Annotated in this window: 22 protein-coding genes (1 of these 22 running past the window's edge); 10 read left to right on the forward strand and 12 right to left on the reverse strand. The window is 65.0% G+C overall.

Annotated features, from left to right (window positions below):
- Together RMR04_RS31255 and RMR04_RS31260 are read left to right on the forward strand one after the other, a co-directional pair.
- On the forward strand, window positions 1–869 hold the 3' portion of the coding sequence (locus tag RMR04_RS31255; protein ID WP_311912364.1) for an FCSD flavin-binding domain-containing protein. 409 nt of this gene lie to the left of the window's left edge; the window shows 869 of its 1278 coding nt (coding positions 410–1278); the start codon falls outside the window, past its left edge; its stop codon occupies window positions 867–869.
- A 95-nt stretch (window positions 870–964) separates the two neighbouring features.
- Window positions 965–1357, forward strand: a complete 393-nt coding sequence (locus tag RMR04_RS31260; protein ID WP_311916001.1) for a c-type cytochrome — start codon at window positions 965–967, stop codon at window positions 1355–1357.
- 201 nt (window positions 1358–1558) lie between these two features.
- Here the strand turns inward: RMR04_RS31260 and soxA are convergent, their stop codons facing one another.
- From soxA to RMR04_RS31290, 6 genes are all read right to left on the reverse strand, one after another.
- Window positions 1559–2293 (reverse strand): sulfur oxidation c-type cytochrome SoxA, encoded by a 735-nt coding sequence (gene soxA, locus RMR04_RS31265; protein ID WP_311912365.1) that lies wholly within the window; start codon window positions 2291–2293, stop codon window positions 1559–1561.
- A 35-nt stretch (window positions 2294–2328) separates the two neighbouring features.
- A complete protein-coding gene (locus tag RMR04_RS31270; protein WP_311912366.1) occupies window positions 2329–2652 on the reverse strand; it encodes a thiosulfate oxidation carrier complex protein SoxZ in 324 nt (107 codons plus the stop codon).
- Between the two features lie 10 nt (window positions 2653–2662).
- A complete protein-coding gene (locus RMR04_RS31275; RefSeq protein ID WP_311912367.1) occupies window positions 2663–3178 on the reverse strand; it encodes a thiosulfate oxidation carrier protein SoxY in 516 nt (171 codons plus the stop codon).
- Window positions 3141–3605: a sulfur oxidation c-type cytochrome SoxX gene (soxX, locus tag RMR04_RS31280; protein WP_311912368.1), complete on the reverse strand. Its 465-nt coding sequence runs from the start codon at window positions 3603–3605 to the stop codon at window positions 3141–3143. The genes RMR04_RS31275 and soxX overlap by 38 nt, the downstream gene beginning before the upstream one ends.
- Entirely contained in the window at window positions 3602–5806 is a 2205-nt protein-coding gene (locus tag RMR04_RS31285) for a xanthine dehydrogenase family protein molybdopterin-binding subunit (protein ID WP_311912369.1), read from the reverse strand. The genes soxX and RMR04_RS31285 overlap by 4 nt, the downstream gene beginning before the upstream one ends.
- Window positions 5807–5901: 95 nt before the next feature.
- Window positions 5902–6369, reverse strand: coding sequence for a (2Fe-2S)-binding protein (locus tag RMR04_RS31290; RefSeq protein ID WP_311912370.1), 468 nt, complete (start codon window positions 6367–6369; stop codon window positions 5902–5904).
- Window positions 6370–6669: 300 nt separating this feature from the next.
- On the opposite strand from RMR04_RS31290, the gene RMR04_RS31295 reads away from it, so the two are divergent.
- Window positions 6670–6921, forward strand: coding sequence for a hypothetical protein (locus RMR04_RS31295; RefSeq protein ID WP_311912371.1), 252 nt, complete (start codon window positions 6670–6672; stop codon window positions 6919–6921).
- 167 nt (window positions 6922–7088) lie between these two features.
- Complete coding sequence (locus tag RMR04_RS31300; protein ID WP_311912372.1) at window positions 7089–7283, forward strand: hypothetical protein; 195 nt, start codon at window positions 7089–7091, stop codon at window positions 7281–7283.
- Between the two features lie 65 nt (window positions 7284–7348).
- Here RMR04_RS31300 and RMR04_RS31305 read toward each other — a convergent pair whose 3' ends face one another.
- Entirely contained in the window at window positions 7349–8896 is a 1548-nt protein-coding gene (locus RMR04_RS31305; protein WP_311912373.1) for a S10 family peptidase, read from the reverse strand.
- 386 nt (window positions 8897–9282) lie between these two features.
- Window positions 9283–10176: a LysR family transcriptional regulator gene (locus RMR04_RS31310; protein ID WP_311912374.1), complete on the reverse strand. Its 894-nt coding sequence runs from the start codon at window positions 10174–10176 to the stop codon at window positions 9283–9285.
- A gap of 547 nt (window positions 10177–10723) precedes the next feature.
- Here RMR04_RS31310 and RMR04_RS31315 point away from each other — a divergent pair.
- The 6 genes from RMR04_RS31315 to RMR04_RS31340 all read left to right on the forward strand — a co-directional run bounded on the left by RMR04_RS31315 (window position 10724) and on the right by RMR04_RS31340 (window position 17578).
- Complete coding sequence (locus tag RMR04_RS31315; protein ID WP_311912375.1) at window positions 10724–11194, forward strand: (2Fe-2S)-binding protein; 471 nt, start codon at window positions 10724–10726, stop codon at window positions 11192–11194.
- 11 nt (window positions 11195–11205) lie between these two features.
- A complete protein-coding gene (locus RMR04_RS31320; RefSeq protein WP_311912376.1) occupies window positions 11206–13443 on the forward strand; it encodes a xanthine dehydrogenase family protein molybdopterin-binding subunit in 2238 nt (745 codons plus the stop codon).
- Between the two features lie 331 nt (window positions 13444–13774).
- Window positions 13775–14359 carry a hypothetical protein gene (locus tag RMR04_RS31325; RefSeq protein ID WP_311912377.1) on the forward strand — a complete coding sequence of 195 codons (585 nt, stop codon included), beginning with the start codon at window positions 13775–13777 and terminating at the stop codon, window positions 14357–14359.
- 504 nt (window positions 14360–14863) lie between these two features.
- Window positions 14864–15850: an aldo/keto reductase gene (locus RMR04_RS31330; RefSeq protein WP_311912378.1), complete on the forward strand. Its 987-nt coding sequence runs from the start codon at window positions 14864–14866 to the stop codon at window positions 15848–15850.
- Between the two features lie 213 nt (window positions 15851–16063).
- Window positions 16064–16471, forward strand: coding sequence for a (R)-mandelonitrile lyase (locus RMR04_RS31335; RefSeq protein ID WP_311912379.1), 408 nt, complete (start codon window positions 16064–16066; stop codon window positions 16469–16471).
- 258 nt (window positions 16472–16729) lie between these two features.
- On the forward strand, window positions 16730–17578 hold the full coding sequence (locus RMR04_RS31340) for a DUF72 domain-containing protein (RefSeq protein ID WP_410492176.1): 849 nt from the start codon (window positions 16730–16732) through the stop codon (window positions 17576–17578).
- 259 nt (window positions 17579–17837) lie between these two features.
- On the opposite strand, the gene RMR04_RS31345 is transcribed toward RMR04_RS31340, so the two are convergent.
- The 4 genes from RMR04_RS31345 to purH form a co-directional block, all read right to left on the reverse strand.
- On the reverse strand, window positions 17838–18305 hold the full coding sequence (locus RMR04_RS31345) for a YbaK/EbsC family protein (RefSeq protein WP_311912380.1): 468 nt from the start codon (window positions 18303–18305) through the stop codon (window positions 17838–17840).
- Window positions 18302–18580, reverse strand: a complete 279-nt coding sequence (locus tag RMR04_RS31350; RefSeq protein WP_311912381.1) for a hypothetical protein — start codon at window positions 18578–18580, stop codon at window positions 18302–18304. The genes RMR04_RS31345 and RMR04_RS31350 overlap by 4 nt, the downstream gene beginning before the upstream one ends.
- Window positions 18581–18584: 4 nt before the next feature.
- Entirely contained in the window at window positions 18585–19763 is a 1179-nt protein-coding gene (locus tag RMR04_RS31355) for a low temperature requirement protein A (RefSeq protein ID WP_311912382.1), read from the reverse strand.
- 136 nt (window positions 19764–19899) lie between these two features.
- Window positions 19900–21492: a bifunctional phosphoribosylaminoimidazolecarboxamide formyltransferase/IMP cyclohydrolase gene (gene purH / locus RMR04_RS31360; protein ID WP_311912383.1), complete on the reverse strand. Its 1593-nt coding sequence runs from the start codon at window positions 21490–21492 to the stop codon at window positions 19900–19902.
- Window positions 21493–21518: the final 26 nt, after the last annotated feature.

Consider the following 21518-nt stretch of genomic DNA (forward strand, 5'->3'; position numbering starts at 1 on the left):
TCGACCTCAAATACGACAGCGTGCCCGGCTGGTCGCAGGAGGCCGAGGAGGCCATGCCGCATGGCTGGAAGCCCGGCCGGCAGACGCAGTTGATCCGCGAGAGGCTCGACGCGGTGCCAGATGGCGGCACCATCGTGATGATCGCCCCGCCCAACCCCTATCGCTGCCCACCCGGCCCCTATGAGCGCGCCTCGATGTTCGCGCATGTGCTGACGCGGACGGGCCGCAGCAAGGCCCGTATCGTCATCCTCGACCCCAAGGAGAGCTTTTCCAAGCAGGGCGTCTTCATGCCCGACTGGGAGAAGCGCTATGGCGCGATGATCGAATGGCTCGGCCCGAAGGTGCATGACGGCATCAGATCGGTCGATCCGAAGACCAGCACCGTGGTGACCGGCTTCGAGACCTACGCGAACTGCGCCTTCGTCAACGTCATCCCGGCCCAGATGGCGGGCGCGATCGCGCGCGATGCGGGGCTGGCGCCGACTGGGGGCTATTGCGCCATCGACCCGGCGACGATGAAGTCCGTCGTCGACGCAAACATCGTCGTGCTCGGCGATGCCTGCAATGCCGGCGACATGCCGAAATCGGCCTTCTCCGCCAACAACCAGGCCAAGGTCGCGGCGATGATCCTGCGCGGCGAACTGGCCGGCGGGCAAACCTTCCCGGCGCGCTACCTCAACACCTGCTGGAGCCTGGTCGATACCGACGACGCCATCAAGGTCGGCGGCCGCTATGAGCCCAAGGACGGCCGCATCGCCGCAGTGGAGAGCTTCATCTCGCAGCCGGGCGAGAGCGCCGATATCCGCCGGCAGACGCAGGCCGAGAATATCGCCTGGTACGACGCCATCTGCGCCGACATGTTCGCCTGATGGATGTCACGCGACGCCGGAACCGTTCATTCAAAAGCGGATCGACTGCCACGCGGTATTTTACGGCTCAACCCACCGACAAGGAAAAGATGATGATGAAAGCCCTCTATGCCAGCGCCTCGATCTTGACCGCAGCGATGCTGCTCGGGACGTCCGCCCATGCCCAGGACATCGCCGCCGGCGAACGCTCCTTCGCCAAGTGCCGTGCCTGTCACCAGCTTGGCGAGACGGCGAAGAACACGATCGGGCCGGTGCTCAATGGCCTGTTCGGTCGGCAGTCGGGCTCCGTCGAGGGCTACAGCTATTCAGCCGCCAACAAGGCGGCCGGCCTGACCTGGGATGACGCGGTCTTCGCCGACTACATCAAGGACCCGAAGGCCAAGATTCCCGGCACCAAGATGATCTTCGCCGGCATCAAGAACGAGGAGGAGGTCAAGAACCTAACCGCCTATCTCAAGCAGTTCGACAAGGACGGCAAGAAGCTCTGAGGCCGGCAGGTCTTACGGCCCCACAGGCACCTAGACTTGCACAGAGCCTGAATCGTGACGCGGGTCGTCCCGGACAAGCCACATAGCGGCGCCGATCCGGGATGCATGCCGGAACTTTTGCCTGATAGGCTCAGGCATCGGCCCCGGATCTCCGCTGCGCTCCGTCCCGGACGACACCGTGGCAGGCCTCAACCTGGCAACCTAACGCCGCATGCCCGGCGTCTCCACGGGCAGGCCCTTGGCCCGTCCGGCGAGGTAAAGCTCCAGCGCAAGATATTCCGGCGAACCGTAATCGAACTGCGTCGCGCGCACGCCGAGCGAGCAGGCCCGCAGGCGCCGGTGCAGCGAGCCGACATCGTTCCATTCCAGCCGATAGGCTGGATAGCCCGTGCCAGCCCCGTGGCTGATCGTATCGCCGCGCAGCTTCTGCCCGACCATGCCGTCATGGCATTGCTGGCAGGAGAGATTGAGCTGGCCCTGCCGGCGCTCGAAGAAGGCCTTGCCCGCCTCGAAATAAGGCTTGGCCGCGCCATCGGTTTTCACCTCGACCGGCACGCCGCGCGATAGTGAGGCGACATAGGCCGTCATCGCTAGCAACTCGGGGCTCTCATAGCCGAAGGCCGGCTGCCCTTGCCGCTCACCCCTGCATTGCTCGATGCGGCCTTCCAGGTTGAGCAGCTTGCCGGACGCGGCATCGACCTGCGGATAATGCGCAGCAGTGCCGCGCAGGCTCTGCTGCGGATCGGCATGGCAGCCGCTGCACGCCTGCCCGTCCGGGGCGGGCTTGCGGCTGAACAGCTCGCGGCCCTGCTCGACCCAGAAGAAGGCGGGGTTGCGGTTCTCGTCCGCCTGCTGGCGACGCATGTCGGGAGAGAGGAAATCTGTGCCGGATTTGATCTCAGACAGAGCCGGAGCGGCGGCCAACGTCGCCAGCACGAGCACAACGGTTCCTGGGCTCAGTCGCCGCCCACTCACGTCACGGTCAGCCTTGCCGTGCGGGTATAGGTCGCGCCGCCGTCCTCGCGCCATTCGAAGACGATATCTCCGGTCGCCACCGCCCTGGTTGTGAACGAGACGAAAGGGTTTGCGGCGACACCGGTGTGCATGTCGATCCGGAAGATCGGCTCGCCGGCATAGATCGCGGTCAGACGGTTCAGGATCTTGCGCGGTACGGTACCGCCCTTGCCGTCGGACTGGCCGCCCCGGTCCATCGGATGGCGCGTCAGCACGCGGATTTCGACGATGTCGCCAGTGCGCGCCTCGGCCGGCATGGTGATACGGGCATTGAAGGTCATGACGCTCTCCTCAGCCGCCGTCGATGCAGGCGCTCAGCGTCACGACGATGTCCGCATCGGTCATGACGAAGCGGCCACTACTGAGTGCGGCCACCACGGTGACCTTTTGCGACTGCGCAAATCTGAGCGTAGTCGAGACCTCGGCGCGCCCGGCCCGTGGGCCGAGATGGAAACGCGCCATGTCAGGAAACGGGTTTTTCTCGGCGATCAGGTGAATCCAGCGGACATGCTCTGCATCGGTCATCGCGCTCTCGACGCTGATACGGGTGTCGACGGAATTGCCGTTCTCGACCAGGGCCGGAATGTCGAGCGTGATGCGCGCCCGCTCGGGCACCGCGCCTTCCGTGACGCGCGCGATCAATTGGGCGAGCTCGGGCGACGGCTCCGCCGCGGCAAGCCCTGTTTGCGCTGCCGCAGCTCCTGGGAAGGCGGCGATCGCAAGACCGGCCGCTGCGCCGGTGACGACGCTGCGGCGGTCGAGACCGGCCTCAGGGCGTCCTGAGCGAGGCGAGATAGCTGACGACATCCTCGATCTCCTGGGCCGACAGGGCCGGCTTGCCCCGATAGGACGGGGCGACATCATGCAGATCTTCCGTCCGGAAATAGGGCGGCATCACCGTCTGCGGGTTGAGCGTCGAGGCATCGACCAGCCTGAGGCGGATCTGGCCTGCGTCGAGGCGGCTCCCGACACCGGCTAGCGACGGGCCGATCGTGCCCTGGAAGGGCTCCGACGGATCCGCCCCCTGGTGGCAGATGAGGCAGTTGCCACGCTCGCGATCGCGCAGGACGGCGTTGCCGCGCGCGGGGTTGCCGGCGAGCCCGCCGATCGGACGCGGGATGGCGTCGCCGACGATCGCATAGGGCTCCAGCGCCGAAGCGGTCAAAGCGCCGCCGCTCGCCAGTACGGCCCCGGCGAGCGCCAAGCGCGCCATCACTCCGACTGCCGTGCTCACGCCTTCTTGAGATCGGCGTTCTTCAGCGGCAGATTGCGGATACGCTTGCCGGTCGCGGCGAAGATTGCGTTCAGCACGGCTGGCGCCGCGACCGCGATCGTCGGCTCGCCGACACCGCCCCAGAAGCCGCCCGAAGGCACGATGACGGTTTCGACCGCCGGCATGGCCTCCAGCCGCATCACCTCGTAAGTGTCGAAGTTCTCCTGCTCGACGCGGCCGTCCTTGATGGTGATCTCGCCATAGAGCGAGGCCGAGAGGCCATAGACGAAGGAGCCCTCGACCTGGCGCTCGATCTGCGCCGGATTGACCGCGTAGCCCGGATCGGTCGCAGCCACGATGCGGTGGATCTTGAGCTTGCCCTCAGCGCTGACCGAAACCTCGGCCACGGCCGCGACATAAGAGCCAAAGCCCATGGTCTGGCAGATGCCGCGGAAGACGCCCTCAGGCAGCGGTTTGCCCCAACCGGCCTTCTCGGCGACGGCATTGAGCACCGCGAGGTGCTTGGGATGGTTCTTCATCAGGGCGCGGCGGAATTCGAGCGGATCCTTGCCCACGGAATGGGCCAGCTCGTCCATGAAGGATTCAAGATAGATCGTGTTCTGGTTCAGGTTGACGCCGCGCCAGAAGCCCGGCGGCACATGCGGGTTGCGCATGGCGTGGTCGACCAGCAGATTGGGCACGCCATAGCCGATCGAGGCCTCTGGGCCGGGTGCGTTGAGACCCTGGAAGACGGCGGGATCACGCCCGTTCTGGATCGTCTGCGGAAACAGGCCCGCAACGATCGACTGGCCGGAGATGCGGATGTGCAGCCCGGTCAGGTTGTTGTCCTTGTCGAAGGCTCCGACCATCTTGCACTGCGTGACCGGGTGGTAGCGGCCATGCGTCATGTCCTCTTCGCGCGACCAGATCAGCTTCACCGGCGTGCCGGGAATCTGCTTGGCGATGGCAACGACCTGACGGACCCAATCCTGCGAAGCTCCGCGCCGGCCAAAGCCGCCGCCCAGGTCAATCTTGTAGGCCTCGCATTTCGCCAATGGCAGGCCGGCTGCCTCGGCAGTCGCCGCCAGTGCGGCCTCGCCGTTCTGCGTCGGCGTCCAGACCTCACATTTCTCCGGCGTCCAGAGCGCCGTCGCGTTCATCGTCTCCATCGTGGCGTGGTTCTGGTAGGGGTAGCTGTAGACCGCCTCGACGGTTTTGGCGGCGGCTGCGATCGCCGCCTTCACGTCGCCGTTCTGGTTGCCGACGACAGCGCTGGGCGCATCAAGCCCCTCCTTCAGCCAGGCCGCGATGCTTTCGCTCGAGACCTTGGCATGCTCGCCCTCGTCCCAGACGATCGGCAGCGCGTCGAGCGCCGACTTGGCCTGCCACCAAGTCTCAGCGACGACGGCGACGGCACTGTCGCCGACGGCCAAGACATGCTTGACGCCCGCCATGCCCTTGATCGGGGCGGCCTCAAAACTCTTCACCTTGCCCCCAAAAACAGGGCAGTCCTTGATCGCGGCGTTGAGCATGCCCGGCATCTTCAGATCCATCCCGTAGATCTTCTTGCCGTTGGTCTTGTCGACGGTGTCGAGGCGCGGCAGCGGCTTGCCGGCGATGATCCAGTCCTTGGGATCCTTGAGCGCGACGTCCTTTGGCGCTTCGAGCTTGGCAGCCGTTGCCGCCACCTGGCCGTAGCGGATCGACTTGCCCGAGGCCTTGTGCGTGATCACGCTCTTTTCGGCGCTGCATTCGCCGGCCGGCACCTTCCACTCATTGGCGGCGGCCTGGATCAGCATCATGCGCGCCGCCGCGCCGCCCTTGCGGACATATTCGTTGGATTCGCGGATGCCGCGGCTGCCGCCGGTCGAGAAATTGCCCCAGACCCGGTTGCGGGCGACACTCTGGCCAGGCGTCGGATACTCGGTCGTGACTTTGGACCAGTCGCAGTTCAGCTCTTCTGCGACGAGCTGGGCGAGGCCGGTCAGCGTGCCCTGGCCCATCTCGGACCGGACGATGCGGATCACCACCTTGTCGTCGGGATGAACCACGACCCATGCGTTGATCTCGGGGATAGTACCTTGCGCCTGTGCCTGCGCCTCGCTCCCGAACGGGATCGCGAAGCCGAAGCTGAAAGCGCCGGCCGCGGCGGCCGAGCCGGCGAGCAGGCTCCGGCGGGAAAGGCGGGTCTTGTCGGCAATCACGGTCGAGGCGGATGTCATGTCGTCCTCCGGATATCGGGATGGACGCGAGGGAGGCGCAAGTCCTTCGACCTGCCGCGCTCGACCTCGCGCTGGGAATGGCCAGGCATGTCGGTTCAGCCGCGGCCCAGCGTGCCGCTGGCGACAACGTCGAGGATCGCCGTCTTGACGCGCGCATAGGTGCCGCAGCGGCAGATATTGGTGATCTCGCTGGCGATGTCGGCTTCCGTCGCCTTGGGATTGGCCTGGAGCAGCGCCGCGGTCGCCATGATCATGCCGCTTTGGCAGAAGCCGCATTGCGGCACGTCGTGCTTGATCCAGGCCTGCTGCACCGGATGCGTGCCGTCGGGCGAGAGGCCCTCGATCGTGACGATCTTCTGCTCCGCCGTTACGGCGCTGATCGGCATCGAGCAGCTGCGCGTCGCAACTCCGTCGATATGCACGGTGCAGGCGCCGCATTGGGCGACGCCGCAGCCATATTTCGTTCCCGTCAGTCCGATCTGCTCGCGTATGACCCAGAGCAGCGGCGTATCGTCCGCCGCCGCCACATCCAGCATCTTGCCATTCACATTAAGCTTCGCCACCGTAAACCTCCCGGTTTTCGATCGAAAAAGACGGCGAGAGAGCCAACGCGCCTCGCCGCAAGGCCGGCACGCCGCGCGGCATGCCAGTCAGAGTTGAATTGGAACCAATTGAAACTCAGTTGTGCCGATGAGCCAATGCCCGATGATCGGCTGATCACGCGGCGTGATGGGCCACAGGGGACGAGGTTTCCTGGACCGGAACGGCTGATTTGGCCGGGAAGCAGCCATGTTCGAGCCCAACTCTTCCCGATCTTGGCGAGATGAGACGTCGGAAAGGCATCACGGCAACGTGATAAGACCTTGGCCATAACGACCCCTCTCGGTTGTTTTTTCGATGGCCAGCGTTTCCGCTTTTTGGGACTAAACATCGAGATCGGCGGCAAGCGATCTCTCAGTCGGCGCGAGAAAACGCAGCCGCCGCAAAAGAACCTTGATGCGCTCCCCGTAGAGGTGACGCCGGACGACGTCGCGGAGATCGAGGGCACTTCGTCCGACTTCGAGGTCCAGGGCGCTCGCTATTCCGACTTCCAGATGAAGCTCGCAGGGCTCTGAGGGCATTTCGGAACGCGACCGAAGCGCCGCGCATCGTGCGGCGCCATGGTGTTCATGAGCCCGTCTCATAAGCTCTATCGAGCGACAGCGGCTAATGGCCCGGGCTGAACCTCCGTATCGTCGAGAGGCCATGCCTTTCATGGTTCAACAAGGTGAGGATACAGATCATGAAGATCGCTATCGTGCTTTGCGCCGCTCTCGCCCTCTCCGCCACTTCCGCAATGGCCTGCTCACTCAGCAAGACCGATACGCAGGCTTCGTTTCGCAGCGACCGCGAGCAGACGGCCGCTGCTTCCCAGGCCGATCAGGCGACCGTTGTCGCCCGGAATGCCGCCGATACCGCTGCGACCGCGACGGAGTAGACGCTATCGCTGCCTGAGAGGAGGGGCCGCCTGGTCGGCGGCCCCTTTTCAACGACCGCGTCGCCTCAAAGGCCTCGCCGCGCTTCGATCATCATGCGGACGGCTTCGCGCAGGTTCTGGCGCGAGGCTTCGCGTGAGTAGAACATGTGGCCGCCGCCGAAGAGTTCCAGCTTGACCCGCGCCTCGTTGCCGAGAGGCGGCAGCTGATCGAGCAGAAGCTTGCTTTCGAAATAGGGCGTGACGAGATCGGTCATGCCGTGCGCCACGATGACCTGCAGATGCGGATCGAGCGCCAGCGCGCTGCGCAGGTCCCGCATCGACTCCCGGTCACCCCGGCCTTGCCCGTAGCTCCAGCGCCGGGAGGTGTCTTCGTTGAGTAGGAAATAGCGGCCTTCAGGCCGCCATTTCAGATCGTCGGCGTAGAGGCGAAGCATTGCGCCGGTGAGCGGGGCGGTGATCGCCTCCAGCACGGCGTCGGGCGCCTGGGTTCGGGCCGCGTCGGGATCGGGGTCGAGAGCAAACACCGCCCCGTCATAGGGGCTGCCGACGACCTGTCGATCGCGGCCGATCTCCCGGAGAAACGTGCCCGTGTCGATTTTTCCGCCGAGCCGCTCAACAAGCATCCGATCGAGCCCAGTCAGCGCCGTAACTTTCTCGACGATCCGCTGCACGGCCGCCTTGTCGCGCGGTCCCTTCAACAGATCCGTGAGATAATCGCCGGCGGCATAGACTTCGGCCTCCTGAAGCGCCTGGCGCGACAGGCGGCCTTCGCGTTCGAGCCGGGTCGCGGCCAGCGACGGGAGCTGAACTGCCCAGCGCAGCGGCGATCCGCGGGCGTCGCGCTGATAGGTGAAGTCCAGTACGGGCGACAGCAGCAGCATGCCCGACAGCCCGACTCCGTCGGATGTCTGCAGCTCGCTGACGATCTTGGGCGTGCGGAAGCCGCCATAGCTTTCACCGACGATGAACTTGGGCGAGCCGAGGCGATCGTTCAGCCGCAGCCAGTTCGCGATGAATCGGGCGAGCGACTTGTAGTCGCCCTCGACCGACCAGAGCAGGCCGCGCGCATCATCATTGCCAGACGCGAAGCGGCTGAAGCCCGTCCCGACAGGATCGATGAAGACGAGATCGGTGAAATCCAGCCAGGTCTCGGCATTAGCGACGAGGTCGGTCGGAGAGGAGGGCGTGTCGCCCTGCCGGCCGAACGGCAGGCGCCTGGGACCCATGAGACCGAGATGGAGATATGCCGACGCCGCTCCCGGTCCACCGTTGACGGCAAAGGTGACGGGACGATCGGCCGTGACACCTGCGCCTTCACGGTCGAGCGCGTAGGCAACATAGGCGATCTCCGCCAGGAGACGGCCCGACTGGTCGCGCACCGGCAGAGCGCCGGCCGTCGCTGTATAGCGAAGGCTGCGGCCAGGCAGGTCAATTGTGTGACGGGTCACGGAGGGGGGCGGCAAGGTCGAGCCCACAACACCTGACGACGCCTGCGATTGGCCGCCGCTTCCGCGAGCAGGCGCGCCCTCTTGCGCGGAGGGGCAGCTCGGCGGCGCCCAGGCGAGAACGGCGATCAGGGCGGTCAATGCGAGACGACGGAGAAAAACTGTCATGCTGGACCTCGATGAGGAGTCACAATCGTAACGGATGAATCCGAAGGTCGGGCGAGGATGTGATTCACGAAGCCGTCAGCTGGCGATGGGCCGTCACTCGCGGAGATCTCGCAGAGATGCCCGATGGGGTGCCGCGTGCACATTTCCGTTTAGACGATTTGACGTAGGCGCTTGGGCTGACGCGCCGTGCGGTTGAGCCGACGAGTTGCCGGTTGCTGCCCGCAAATTGGCATTGCCCGGAGTCTGGCCTTGAAAGCCTACGCGATAAGGCTCAGCGCCGAGGTTTCAAGCATAGCAGCGTAAACGCAGCCGATATCATTCATGATCGCAGTCGCCAGACCTTATGTATGAGCGCCTGCTAGGGTTAGCGCTCATCGCGGACCCGTTCATGTGCGGTAGCGCAATGCGTCCACGAGCGCAGCCAGCGCTGGCGGCGTCTGCCTGCGGGTCGGATAATACAGGAAGTATCCGGGGAAGGGCTGGCACCAATCGTCGAGAACGCTGATCAGGCGCCCGGCGGCGACATGCTCCGAGACCTGGGTAGCGAAGACCGGCGCAAGGCCTCGACCGTCGATGGCAGCCTGTACGACGAGATCGGAGTCGTTGAACACCAGGGAACCTTCCACGCGAACAGTCAGTTCCTGCCCGTCCTTCTCGAACTCGCACGCATACAAGCCTCCCGAAGTTTTCTGGCGATAGTTGATGCAGTCATGCTTGCTCAATTCATGAGGGGTATTCGGTACAGGATGACGGGCGAAGTATGCCGGCGAGCCCACGACGGCTAATCGTATGTCCGGACTTATCCGAACAGCGATCATGTCGTTATCCACGCGCTCCCCAAGACGGACCCCAGCATCGAAATTTCCCGCGACGATGTCGATCAGCCCCTCATCGACGGAAAGTTCGACTTTGACGTCGACATACTCGCCCATGAATGTGCGCAATTTCGGCCATAGCACAGCGATCGCAGCATGCTTGGCGGCAGTAATGCGAAGCGTTCCTGCCGGCTTGTCCCTGAACTCGCTCAGCCTGGAGATTTCCGTGGTGATGTCGGCGAGCGCCGGCCGCAACGTCCCCAGTAAGCGTCGTCCCGCTTCCGTGGGCGAGACGCTGCGGGTGGTCCGCGCCAGAAGGCGAATGCCGAGCCTTTCCTCGAGCTGCCGGATGGCGTGGCTGAGGGCAGACTGCGACATGTGGAGCTGAGCTGCCGCCCGCGTGAAGCTTCCGGCGTCCGCGACCGCGACGAAGGCGGCCAGATCGTTAAGTTCGTTTCGTTTCATTGATGCACAGAATCGATAGAACTGCCCCGTTGGCAAGTCACGTCAATTGGGCCGGTGAAAACGATGTCGTGATTACGCTAGGCGCCAATCTCCCGTTGTGGGTGGGTCCACCGGGACGTGCATGCCGGCGGGCGCTCGGGGGCATCCAATCCATACTCGCCTCTGAATCGTGGCGTCTTTTTGCCGGCAGCGCGAAACTTGCGGCGAGGCAGGGTGTGTCCTGCTCGGCAAGATCCGGATATGGAGACAATTAAGGCGTCACCGCTTCCCCGGCCTTCGTTCGTGGGATCGCCCCGAGCCGAGTTTCTGTGCCTAGAAACTGCCAGGCCCCGGCCGGAGCGCGGATAGCGGCGCGAGCGGATTAATTAATGCAGCGCATAAGCCTCATCACGAAACCCTAGCTAGTCGCCAGATTGAGCCGGTTCTAAACAGGAGGATAGCAAATCGGGATAGATGCGGATCGTGTTCCGCCGCTCGGTGCCGGGTTCGTTTTTGGACGATCGCGGTTCATCAGCGCCGATGCGAGCAACCATTGAGGATCAAGACGATGCAGCTTGTTGTAAATGGCCGCGAACACACGATCGACGTCGATCCAGCCACCCCGATCCTCTGGGCGTTGCGCGACACGCTCGGCATGACCGGCACCAAGTTCGGCTGTGGCGCGGCGCTCTGCGGTGCTTGCACGGTGCATCTCGACGGCGAGGCGGTCCGCTCCTGCAGCACGCCTGTCTCTGAAGCCGTCGGCAAGAAGATCGCCACGATCGAGGCCATAACAGCCGGAGGCGATAGGATCGGCGCTGCCGTCCACGCGGCCTGGGTCAAGCATGACGTCGCCCAGTGCGGCTATTGCCAGAGCGGCCAGATCATGAGCGCGACAGCCTTCATCAAGTCGCTGCCGCGCGGCAAGCAGCCTACCCCCGAAGAGATCGACACCGCCATGGCGGGCAACATCTGCCGCTGCGGCACCTATGCCCGTATCCGCGCCGCGGTGGCGGACGCCTCGCGCAGCCTCGTTTGAAGGACGCCGTCATGTTGCACAACATCGACCCCGCCGATCTGCCGCGCGCGCTTCAGCGCCTTGTTGCACAAGCCAAGGGCAAGCCCGCCACGCTGCCGCGCCGCAGCTTCCTCAAGCTCGCGGGCGCGAGCGGGCTGGCGCTCGGGGCGTTCCCGCATGTCGCGCTCGGCCAAGCGGCCGGCGCAGCCGCAACGGCGCTCAAGCCGGCGCAGCAGCCCTCGGCCTTCGTGCAGATCGCCCGCAACGGCGAGGTCACGGTGACCATCAACCGGTTGGAGTTCGGCCAGGGCGTGAACACCGGCCTGCCGATGATCCTGGCCGAGGAGCTCGACGCCGACTGGAAACTGGTCCGCAGCAAACACGGCACCAACGACATGGCCTATGCCGATCCGGTGTTCGGCATCCATCTCACCGGCGGCTCAAACACGATCAAGAACAGCTACACGCAGTACCGTGAGCTCGGCGCACGCGCTCGGGCGATGCTGCTGAACGCGGCCGCAGCGAAATGGAAGGTCGATGTCGCGACCCTGCGCACGCAGGCCGGCACGGTGCTTGGACCGCGCGGCCTCAAGGCAAGCTATGGCGAGCTGGCGGATGCCGCGATGGCGCTGCCCGTGCCGGAAAAGGTCACGCTGAAGGATCCCAAGGATTTCCGCATCATCGGTCGTCCGACGCAGCGGCTCGACGCGCAGGCCAAGACGAGCGGCAAGCAGGATTTCGGCATCGACATGCGACTGGCGGGTCAGTTGACCGCCGTGGTGGCCCGTCCGCCGGTGTTCGGCGGCCGGCTGACGTCGGTTGACGACAGCGCGGCGCGCGCCGTCAAAGGCGTCAAGGCCGTGCTGCGGGTGCCGCTCGACGGTGGTGCAGAGGGCATCGCGGTGGTGGCCGACGGCTACTGGCAGGCGACGCAGGGCCGCGATGCCCTGAAGCTGGAATGGGACAGCTCCAAGGTCGAGAAGGTCGATAGCGAAAAGCAGCTCGCGCAGTATCGCGAGTTGGCCAGCCAGCCTGGGCCGCGCAAGCACGACGCCGACATGGCCCCGCTCGCGACCGCACCTCGGCAACTCGAAGCCGAATTCGTCTTTCCCTATCTCGCTCATGCTGCGATGGAGCCGCTGAACTGCACCGTCCAACTGACGGATGATCGGGCCGTGATCTGGATGGGCAGCCAAAGCGCCGGGCTCGATGCAGCCGCGGCGGCGACCGCGCTTGGCCTCAAGCCTGAGCAAGTCGTGGTCAATGTGCTGATGGCGGGTGGTGGCTTTGGCCGACGCTTCTCCAGCACCAGCGACATCGCCGTCGAGGCCTGCGTGATCGCCAAGGCGGCCCGCGCTGCGGGGCTCGACGTGCCGGTACGGACGGTGTGGAGCCGCGAGGACGATATGAAGGGCGGTTACTACCGCCCCATGCATCTGCACCGTGCCAAGATCGGCTTCGACGATCAGGGCAAGGTGCTGGCTTGGGATCATGTCATCGTTGGCCAGTCCATCCTGACCGGGACTGTGTTCGCCGCTTTCCAGATCAAGGACGGCATTGACGGCACGGCAACGGAAGGCATGCGCGACCCGTACCCGCTGCCGATGCGCCTGACCGTGCACCATCCCAAGCTCAACGTGCCCGTGCTCTGGTGGCGCAGCGTCGGCTCGACCCACACCGCCTTCGTGATGGAGACGCTGCTCGACGAGATCGCCCGTGCGACGAAGCAGGATCCGGTCGCCTACCGGATGGCGCTCTTCGGCGACAAGCACCCGCGCCATCGCGCCGCGCTGCAGCTCGCGGTCGACAAGAGCGGCTATGGCAAGACGAAACTCGCGACCGGACGGGCCTGGGGCGTCGCGGTGCATGAATCGTTCGAGACCGTCGTCGCCTATGTGGTCGAAGCCTCGGTCAAGGACGGCCAACCCGTCCTGCACAAGGTCACGTCCGGCGTTCACTGCAATCTCGCCATCAACCCGCGCAGCATCGAGGCGCAGGTCCAGGGCGCGGCCGTGATGGGCTTGTCGACGTGCCTGCCTGGCTCGGCGATCACGCTCAAGGACGGCATCGTCGAGCAGAGCAATTTCGGCGACTTCACCGTGGCGCGGATTACCGACATGCCGGAGTTCGCCGTCCACATCGTGCCCAGCGCCGATCCGCCGACCGGCATGGGCGAGCCCGGTCTGCCGCCACTCGCTCCAGCCTTCGCCAATGCGATCGCACAGCTAACCGGCAAGCCGATGCGCCAGATGCCCTTCGCCCTCGCCTGAGACACATCTGCATCGCAGACCGGGCGGCCCGGTCTGCGATGCAGCAATTGGCAATGAGTAGAGTCCAAGTCGTCACTGCTGGCCGGCATCGGTCGCCGCTCGATGACTGCCAGAACAGCGTCCAGCTCAGTGGCTGCGTCCTTGCCTAGGGTTCGATGTCGGCAAAGCGCCGCGCCGGCTATCGGCATGGGGCGGAACCGTCCGACCAAGACGACCCTTTTGCGCAATTGCCCCAGCCTCTTCGATCGGTGGGCAGCATTTAGCATTCTGTCTCTCTTGCAGTCCGGAGCGTGGCCGCGTCATGCTGTGGAGTCGACGGAGCACGGAGCAGATGACGAGCTATGTCTCGATCTTGATGCTGACTGCGGCTGCAGCGACCATTGCAGCCAGCTCCGGAACCGGTCGGCCGCAGCCTCGCGCGCAGATCGGCAGCCCGCCCGAAGCCAATCTCTTCATGGCGATAGCGCCGGTCTTCGAGCATCGCAGGTGCATGAACTGTCACGTCCTTTCCCCATTTCCGCGACAAGGCGAAAACGGACGACGGCATATCATGGGCATTGTGGCCGGTGAGGGGGGGCGCGGATCGCCCGGACTGCCCTGCGCCGCATGCCATCGCAGCAGCAATTCGGGTTCTGGCGTCCCAGGAGCGGAAGGCTGGCATCTGGCCCCGTTGAAAATGGGCTGGGAGGGGATGAGCGCCGGAGAGATCTGCCGCGCGCTGCGCGATCCCGCCAAGAGTGGCATGACGCCGGACCAACTCGTCCAGCATCTCACCAACGACAAACTGGTCTTGTGGGCCTGGCAGAGCGGCCGCGATGTTGCGGGAAATGCGCGCTCGACACCGCCCCTGTCACACGCAGCCTTTCTGGATGGCGTCAAGCGCTGGCTGGCAGCGGGCGGCGAGTGTCCGCACTAGCGATGTCCTTCTGCGCCACAATCGAAATGGCAACTGTTTGAAGGGCCAAGTCAGAGCCCAGACGTGCCTCTGGCGCCTTTCGGGCCTTTCAGAAGGTCGCCTTCAAAGTGCTCCCCGCTGAGTCATGCGGAAGTCGAAACTGAGCAAGAGACTTCGCAAGCGGGATACCGCTCTCGCCCAAGGTACGTCCGAGCCGAGCCCCCACCGGATGCAAATCCGCTCCTCGCCCTACCGGATAGCATCCCTCCATTGATGCACCAGATCGATGGAGCCAACCCAAATAACCAGCCTAATCGCAGAACGGACCAGCGACTATCTGATGGCTATCAGAAATGGCGGCCATGGCCGCCTCGTCAGCCGGAGCCGGGAGGACGTTCCATGGCCGTTCACGAAACTTCATGCCTCAGCCGCCGCACGTTCCTCTCTGCGACGGCCGCTATCGTGCCGCTCGCCTCCTCGTCGGGCGCCTATGCCCAGACCGCGCAACCTGCAAGGACCACCTCGATGAAAACCCGCAAGCTCGGCAACCTCGACGTTTCGGAACTCGGCGCCGGTTGTATGAGCCTTAGCGCCAACTATGGCCCCGCTGCCGACAAGGACCGGGCGATCAAGGTTCTCCGCACCGCCCATGAGCGCGGTGTTACCTTCTTCGATACAGCCGAGGTCTACGGGCCCTACGTCAACGAGGAGCTCGTCGGCGAGGCGCTGGCGCCCATCCGTAACCAGGTCAAGATCGCGACCAAATTCGGCTTCGCCATCGACGGCACGATCGCCCGCGACAGTCGCCCGGAACGCATCAAGCGCGTGGTCGAGGAATCTCTGAAGCGCCTGCGGACCGACCGCATCGACCTGTATTATCAGCACCGGATCGATCCCACTGTGGCGATCGAGGATGTCGCCGGCGCGGTCAAGGATCTGATCAAGGAAGGTAAGGTGCTGCATTTCGGGCTTTCCGAGGCGAGCGCGAAGACCATCCGCCGCGCCCACGCCATCCAACCGGTCGCAGCCGTTCAGACCGAATATTCCCTGATCACCCGCGACGTTGAAACCGACGGTGTGCTGAAGGCCTGCGAAGAACTCGGCATCGGGTTCGTGCCGTGGGGCCCCGTCGGCATGGGCTATCTCACAGGCAAGATCGATGCGCGGACGACGTTCGATCCGAAGTCCGACCTGCGGGCCGACTTCGATCGGTTCAAGCCGGAGGCGGTCGCGGCCAACATGCCCCTCGTCGCCTTCCTCAAGGAGTTCGCGGTAAAGAAGAATGCCACGCCTGCCCAGCTATCCCTAGCCTGGCTCCTGGCGCAGAAGCCCTTCATCGTCCCGATCCCTGGCACCCGCAACCTGGATCACCTCATCGAGAACCACGGCGCCGTCAACATGCGCCTGACCGCCGAGGACGTGAGCGAAATCGACGCGGCGGTCTCCAGGATCAAGGTGCAGGGCGGCCGCATGAACGCGATGCAGATGACCGCGGTCGACCAGTCAGTCTGATTGCCATGAGGTAGGCGGCCATGAGGTTGCCTGCCTCTTCTCTCACCGAGCAGGGAAGCAGAAAGTGCTGACATTCGAAGGGGTGGTGCGGTCTCGCCAGTCGTACCGCGATCCATCCGACCGCTGTGCCTGATGCCTTGCTGCGCGAGCACGGGCAAGGATCAGATGCTGGCAATAATGTTCAGCCAGACCGTACCCCCAAAGGACAAAACCATGGAAATTTCCCGCGCAGGATCGCAACCGTCTGCCAAGGGCCCGTCCGACTGGTTCTCGGGCATCGTCCGTATCGATCCGCTTTTTGCAGTGTTGGAGCCGTCTAAAGCTGCAGCGAACGCTGTCACCTTCGAGCCTGGTGCGCGCACCGCATGGCACACGCATCCCCTCGGGCAAATGCTGATCGTGACTGCGGGGTGCGGCCGCGTGCAGCGCGAGGGCGGGCCGGTTGAGGAAATCCGCCCGGGAGATGTCGTGCGCTTTGCTCCCGGGGAGAAGCACTGGCACGGCGCGGCGCCGACGACCGCCATGACCCACATCGCGATCCAAGAGTCGTTTGAGGGCAAGCCTGTCGACTGGTTGGAACATGTCAGCGACGCTGATTACGGCTCGCCTCTGGGCACATAGACCGCCGAGATAACGCCAAGACCGACCGGCCGCCCCGAAAGGGCGGCTTTTCGCGTTCAGGGCTCGCGTCCATGATTGCTTGCCTGCATCCATCCCGGTCGCGCTCCTGACACAACCGGGCGCTCTCCTCCGCCATTGAAAGAACGCGCCCCGTGCGGCGTGGAAACGGGTGGCTCCGACCGCCCCAAGCGGGAATAATCCACGCCGACGAGCCCGTTTGAAACCCAGGCGCGCCGCTCGTAACCGCGAGGACAAGACATGCCTACCAATCAAGACATGGCTCCCAATCAAGACATGGCTCCCAATTCTGGCAAGATCCATATCGGCACGGGCGGCTGGGTGTTCGAGCCCTGGCGCGGCGCGTTCTATCCCGATGGCTTGTCGCAGAAGCGCGAGCTCGAATATGCCGGCAGCAAGCTGACCTCGATCGAGATCAACGGCACCTATTACGGCTCGCAGAAGCCTGAAAGCTTTGCCAAATGGCGTGCGGAGACGCCCGACGGCTTCGTCTTCTCGCTCAAGGGCTCGCGCTATATTACGAACCGGCGCATCCTCGCGGAAGCGGCGCCCTCGATCGAGAAATTCATCACCGGCGGCGTGCTCGAGCTGAAGGAGAAGCTCGGGCCGATCAACTGGCAGTTCATGCCGACGAAGCGTTTCGATCCAGCCGATTTCGAGGCTTTCCTGAAGCTTTTGCCGCATCAGGTCGATGGCCAGGCGATCCGGCATGCGGTCGAGGTCCGGCATGACAGCTTCCGCTCGCCCGATTTCATCGCCCTTCTCAGGGAATACAAGGTCGCCGTCGTGGTGGCGGGCGATTCCGATTACACCCAGATCGCGGATGTGACCGCGCCCTTCGTCTATGCCCGGATCATGGGTACGAAAGAGGCGCAGCCGAAGGGCTATTCCGAAAGCGATCTCGACGCCTGGACGAAACGGGCGCGCGACTGGGCCGGAGGCGGGGCGCCGACGGATCTGCAGGCGGTCGCCTCAGTGAGGCCGACTGCTGCGCCACGCGACGTCTTTCTCTATGTCATCAGCGGCGACAAGGTCCGCAATCCCGCCGCTGCCATGGCGCTGATCGAGCGCGTCGACGCGAAGGGCTGACGCCTGGCCTCAGGACGCATAGCGTCGGAACGCTCGGCCTTCTGCGCCGACCGATGGCGTTGCCCTCCGCCGTCATTCCGGGGCAGGCCGCAGGCCTGAGCCCGGAACCCAGAACCGCTGAGTGTCCTCGCGAAGCGACCCGGCTGCCCGTGCCTTCTCAAGCAGCGGCATCGGTTCTGGGTTCCGGGCTCGATCCTGCGGATCGCCCCGGAATGACGGCGCAGCCTCAGCCATAAGTCGGCGTCAAAGGCCGTCAGTATCAGACGATGTCCTGACAGACATCGACCCATTGCGCCTGGGTCAGGGCCGCCATCCGCTCCGGATTGATCCGCAGGGCGCTCTGGGGCGAGCCTGCCGCCGGCACGACCTCGTCGAAGGCCTTGAGCGAGAGGTCGCAATAGACCGGCAGCGGCGTTGCCAGGCCGAAGGGGCAGACGCCGCCGACGGGATGGCCGGTGATCGCCGCGACCTCCTCGGCCTCGAGCATGCGCGGCTTGCCGCCGAGCGCTGCCTTGACCTTCTTGTTGTCGAGCCTGGCGTCGCCGCGCGCGACGACGAGCACGACGCGCTCGCCGATGCGCAGCGACAAGGTCTTGGCGATACGGGCAGGCTCGACGCCATGCGCCGCCGCCGCGAGCGCGACCGTTGCACTGCTCTGCGGCGTCTCGATGATGGTGATGTCGGGGGCGTGTTCGGAAAAGAAGGCGCGTACGGAAGCGAGGCTCATCCCATCATCCTACCGAACATCCAGGCGATGACCAGAGCCGCCAGCGCCGGCACGCCGAAGACGACGAGCCCGATCGGCAACTCCTCCATCACGCTGTAGCCGGCGCGACTGACGCCGATCCAGAGATTGACCAGCGCGGCGACGAGCCAGAGCGGGATGAACAGCTTGACCGCGAAGGCGATCGGATTGCCCCCGGAGATGCCGAGCCGCGGCGCCAGGACAAGCAGGAAGCCGAGCAAGGCGAAGCCGCCGGCAATGACCTTGATGGTATGCATGGGCTCAGGCCTCCTTCGGTCGCAGGGACAGTGCTTCCCAGGCCGCGACGAGCACGAGAATGGCGGTCGCCGTCAGGCTGAAGGCCAGCGGCGGCAGAAAACCCGGGAACAGCGCCAGCAAGGCGAGCAGGCCGAGCCCGACCAGATGCGAGAGCGGATACCAGCCGGCCGTGACCTTCTTGAACAGCAGATTGCCGAGCAAATAGAAGCCGGGCCCGGCAATGACGGCAATAGTGACCTTCGCCTCGGTGTGCCCGCCGGGATGGGCCAGCACGAACTCGTCGCCGACGGCGACCAGGATGATGCCGGCGACCAGCAGCAGATGGATATAGGTGTAGGCGATGCGGGCGATCGCGCCTGGGTCGTCGGAATGGGCGATCCGCTCGCTGCCGCGCTCGGCGCCGATATGGAAATAGATCCACCACATCGCGATCGAGCTCAGAAAGGCGTTGGCGAAGGCCAGCATGTTGGCCGGGGTCGCGGCGAGCTTCGCTGCGGTTGCGCCGGTCACCAGGATGGATTCCCCGAGCGCGATGATGATGAACAGGGCGCAGCGCTCGGCCAGATGGGCCCCCTCGACATCCCAGTCGCGGGTCGTCGAACGGCCGAGGCCGGGAACGCGGAAGCCGAGCGCGGGGCCGGCATATTCGATGGCCAGGGCCAGCGCCCAGAGCCCGAAGCGCATCTCGCTATGCGCCAATCCGCCTGTGACCCAGAACAGCCCGGACAGGCTAAGCCAGAGCGTGATGCGCTGAAAATTGCGGAAATTCGCCGGGCTATGGGCTCTCAGGCTCAGCATGGTGAAGATGCTGCGCCCGAGCTGCATCGCCACATAGGCGCAGGCGAAGATCAGGCCGCGTCCCTCGAAGGCTTCCGGCAGGGAGGTCGAGAGAATGAGGCCAGCGAACATCAATGCGAACAGCATCAACCGCACCGGCGTCGTCTCGGGGTCGAGCCAGTTGGTCACCCAGCTCGTATAGACCCAGACCCACCAGACCGCGCCGAGCAGCAGCATCGCCTGGGCGAGGCCGAGCGGTGAAAAATGCTCCAGCAGCGTGTGCGAGATCTGGGTGATCGCGAAGACGAAGACGAGATCGAAGAACAGCTCGACGAACGAGACCTTGTTGTGCTGCTGCGCGACGCGTTCGCGCAGCAGCGTCCGTCCCCCATGGTCCTGTGTCATGCCGCCCTCATCCCCTCGGGGTAGAGTAAGGCCCTGTTGGGGAAAACGTCGACCCCCTCGTCAAGAACGCACCGTCATTCCGAGACGACCGTAGGTCGTCCCGGGATGACGTGGAGGGAGAAGCAGGTGTGCTGCCTCAGTGCCGGAAGTGGCGGTGTCCGGTGAAGACCATGGCGAGGCCGGCCTCATCAGCGGCCTTGATGACCTCGTCATCGCGCAGCGAGCCGCCGGGCTGGATCACCGCCGTCGCGCCGGCCTCAGCTGCCGCCAGCAGGCCGTCGGCGAAGGGGAAGAAGGCGTCGGAGGCGACGACCGAGCCCTTGGCCAGGCTCTCGGTCGAACCCAGCGCCTTGGCGGCCTCGCCCGCTTTCCACGCCGCGATGCGCGAGGAATCGACCCGGCTCATCTGGCCGGCGCCGATGCCGACGGTCGCGCCATCCTTGACGTAGACGATGGCGTTCGACTTGACATGCTTGGCGACGCGGAAGGCGAAGCGCAGATCGGCGAGTTCGGCCTCGCTCGGCTGGCGCTTGGTGACGACCTTGAGTTCCATGTCGTCGACGACGGCGTTGTCGCGGGCCTGGGCGAGGAAGCCGCCCGAGACGGTGCGCAGGGACAGGCCGGTGGCCCGCGGGTTCGACAAGCCGTCCGTCAGCAGCAAGCGTAGGTTCTTCTTCCCGGCGATGACCGCGATCGCCTCCGCATCGGCGTCGGGCGCGATGATCACTTCGGTGAGGATCTTGACGATCTCGCGGGCGGTCGCCCCGTCCAGCGTGCGATTGAAGGCGATGATCCCGCCAAAGGCCGAGACGGGGTCGCAGGCCAGAGCGCGGGCATAGGCCTCACCGAGCGTGGCGCCGGTCGCGACGCCGCAAGGATTGGCGTGCTTGATGATGGCGCAGGCGGCCGAGATCGCCGGGTCGAATTCCGAGACGCATTCGAAGGCGGCGTCGGTGTCGTTGATGTTGTTGTAGGAGAGCTGCTTGCCCTGGAGCTGGCGTGCGGTCGCGACGCCGGGACGATGTTCGGGGGTGCGGTAGAACGCCGCCCATTGATGCGGGTTCTCGCCATAGCGCATGGTCTCGGCAAGCACGCCGCCGAGTGCGCGATAGGCCGGCGCCGTGTCGCCGAGCTCATTGGCGAACCAGTTCGAGATCGCCGCGTCATAGGCGCCGGTGCAGGCATAGGCCTTCTGAGCGAGCTTGCGGCGCAGCGTCAGCGTGGTCGCGCCCTTATGCGCCTCGAGGTCGCTCAGCACGGCGGCGTAATCGGCCGGCTCGACCACCACAGCGACGTCGTTGTGGTTCTTGGCGGCGGCGCGGATCATCGCCGGCCCGCCGATATCGATGTTCTCGATGCAGTCGTCATAAGGCTTGCCGGCCGCGACCGTCGCCTCGAAGGGGTAGAGATTGACGACGAGCAGGTCGATCGGCGCAATGCCGTGGCCGAGCATCGAGGCCTGGTGCTCGGGATGGGAGCGAATGGCGAGCAGGCCGCCATGTACCTTGGGGTGCAGCGTCTTGACGCGCCCGTCCATCATCTCGGGAAAGCCGGTCAGGTCCGAGACGTCGGTCACGGGCAGGCCGGCTTCGGCGATCGCCTTGGCGGTGCCGCCGGTTGAGACCAGGGCGATGCCGAGGCGGTTCAGGGCGCGGGCGAAATCGACCAGCCCGCTTTTGTCGGAGACGGAAAGGAGGGCGCGTTCGACGCGGCGAAGCTCTGTCGGCATCTGGGTTAAGTCCGGTGCTGGCTTAA

The organism is Bosea sp. 685, from assembly GCF_031884435.1.
Lineage (GTDB): Bacteria > Pseudomonadota > Alphaproteobacteria > Rhizobiales > Beijerinckiaceae > Allobosea.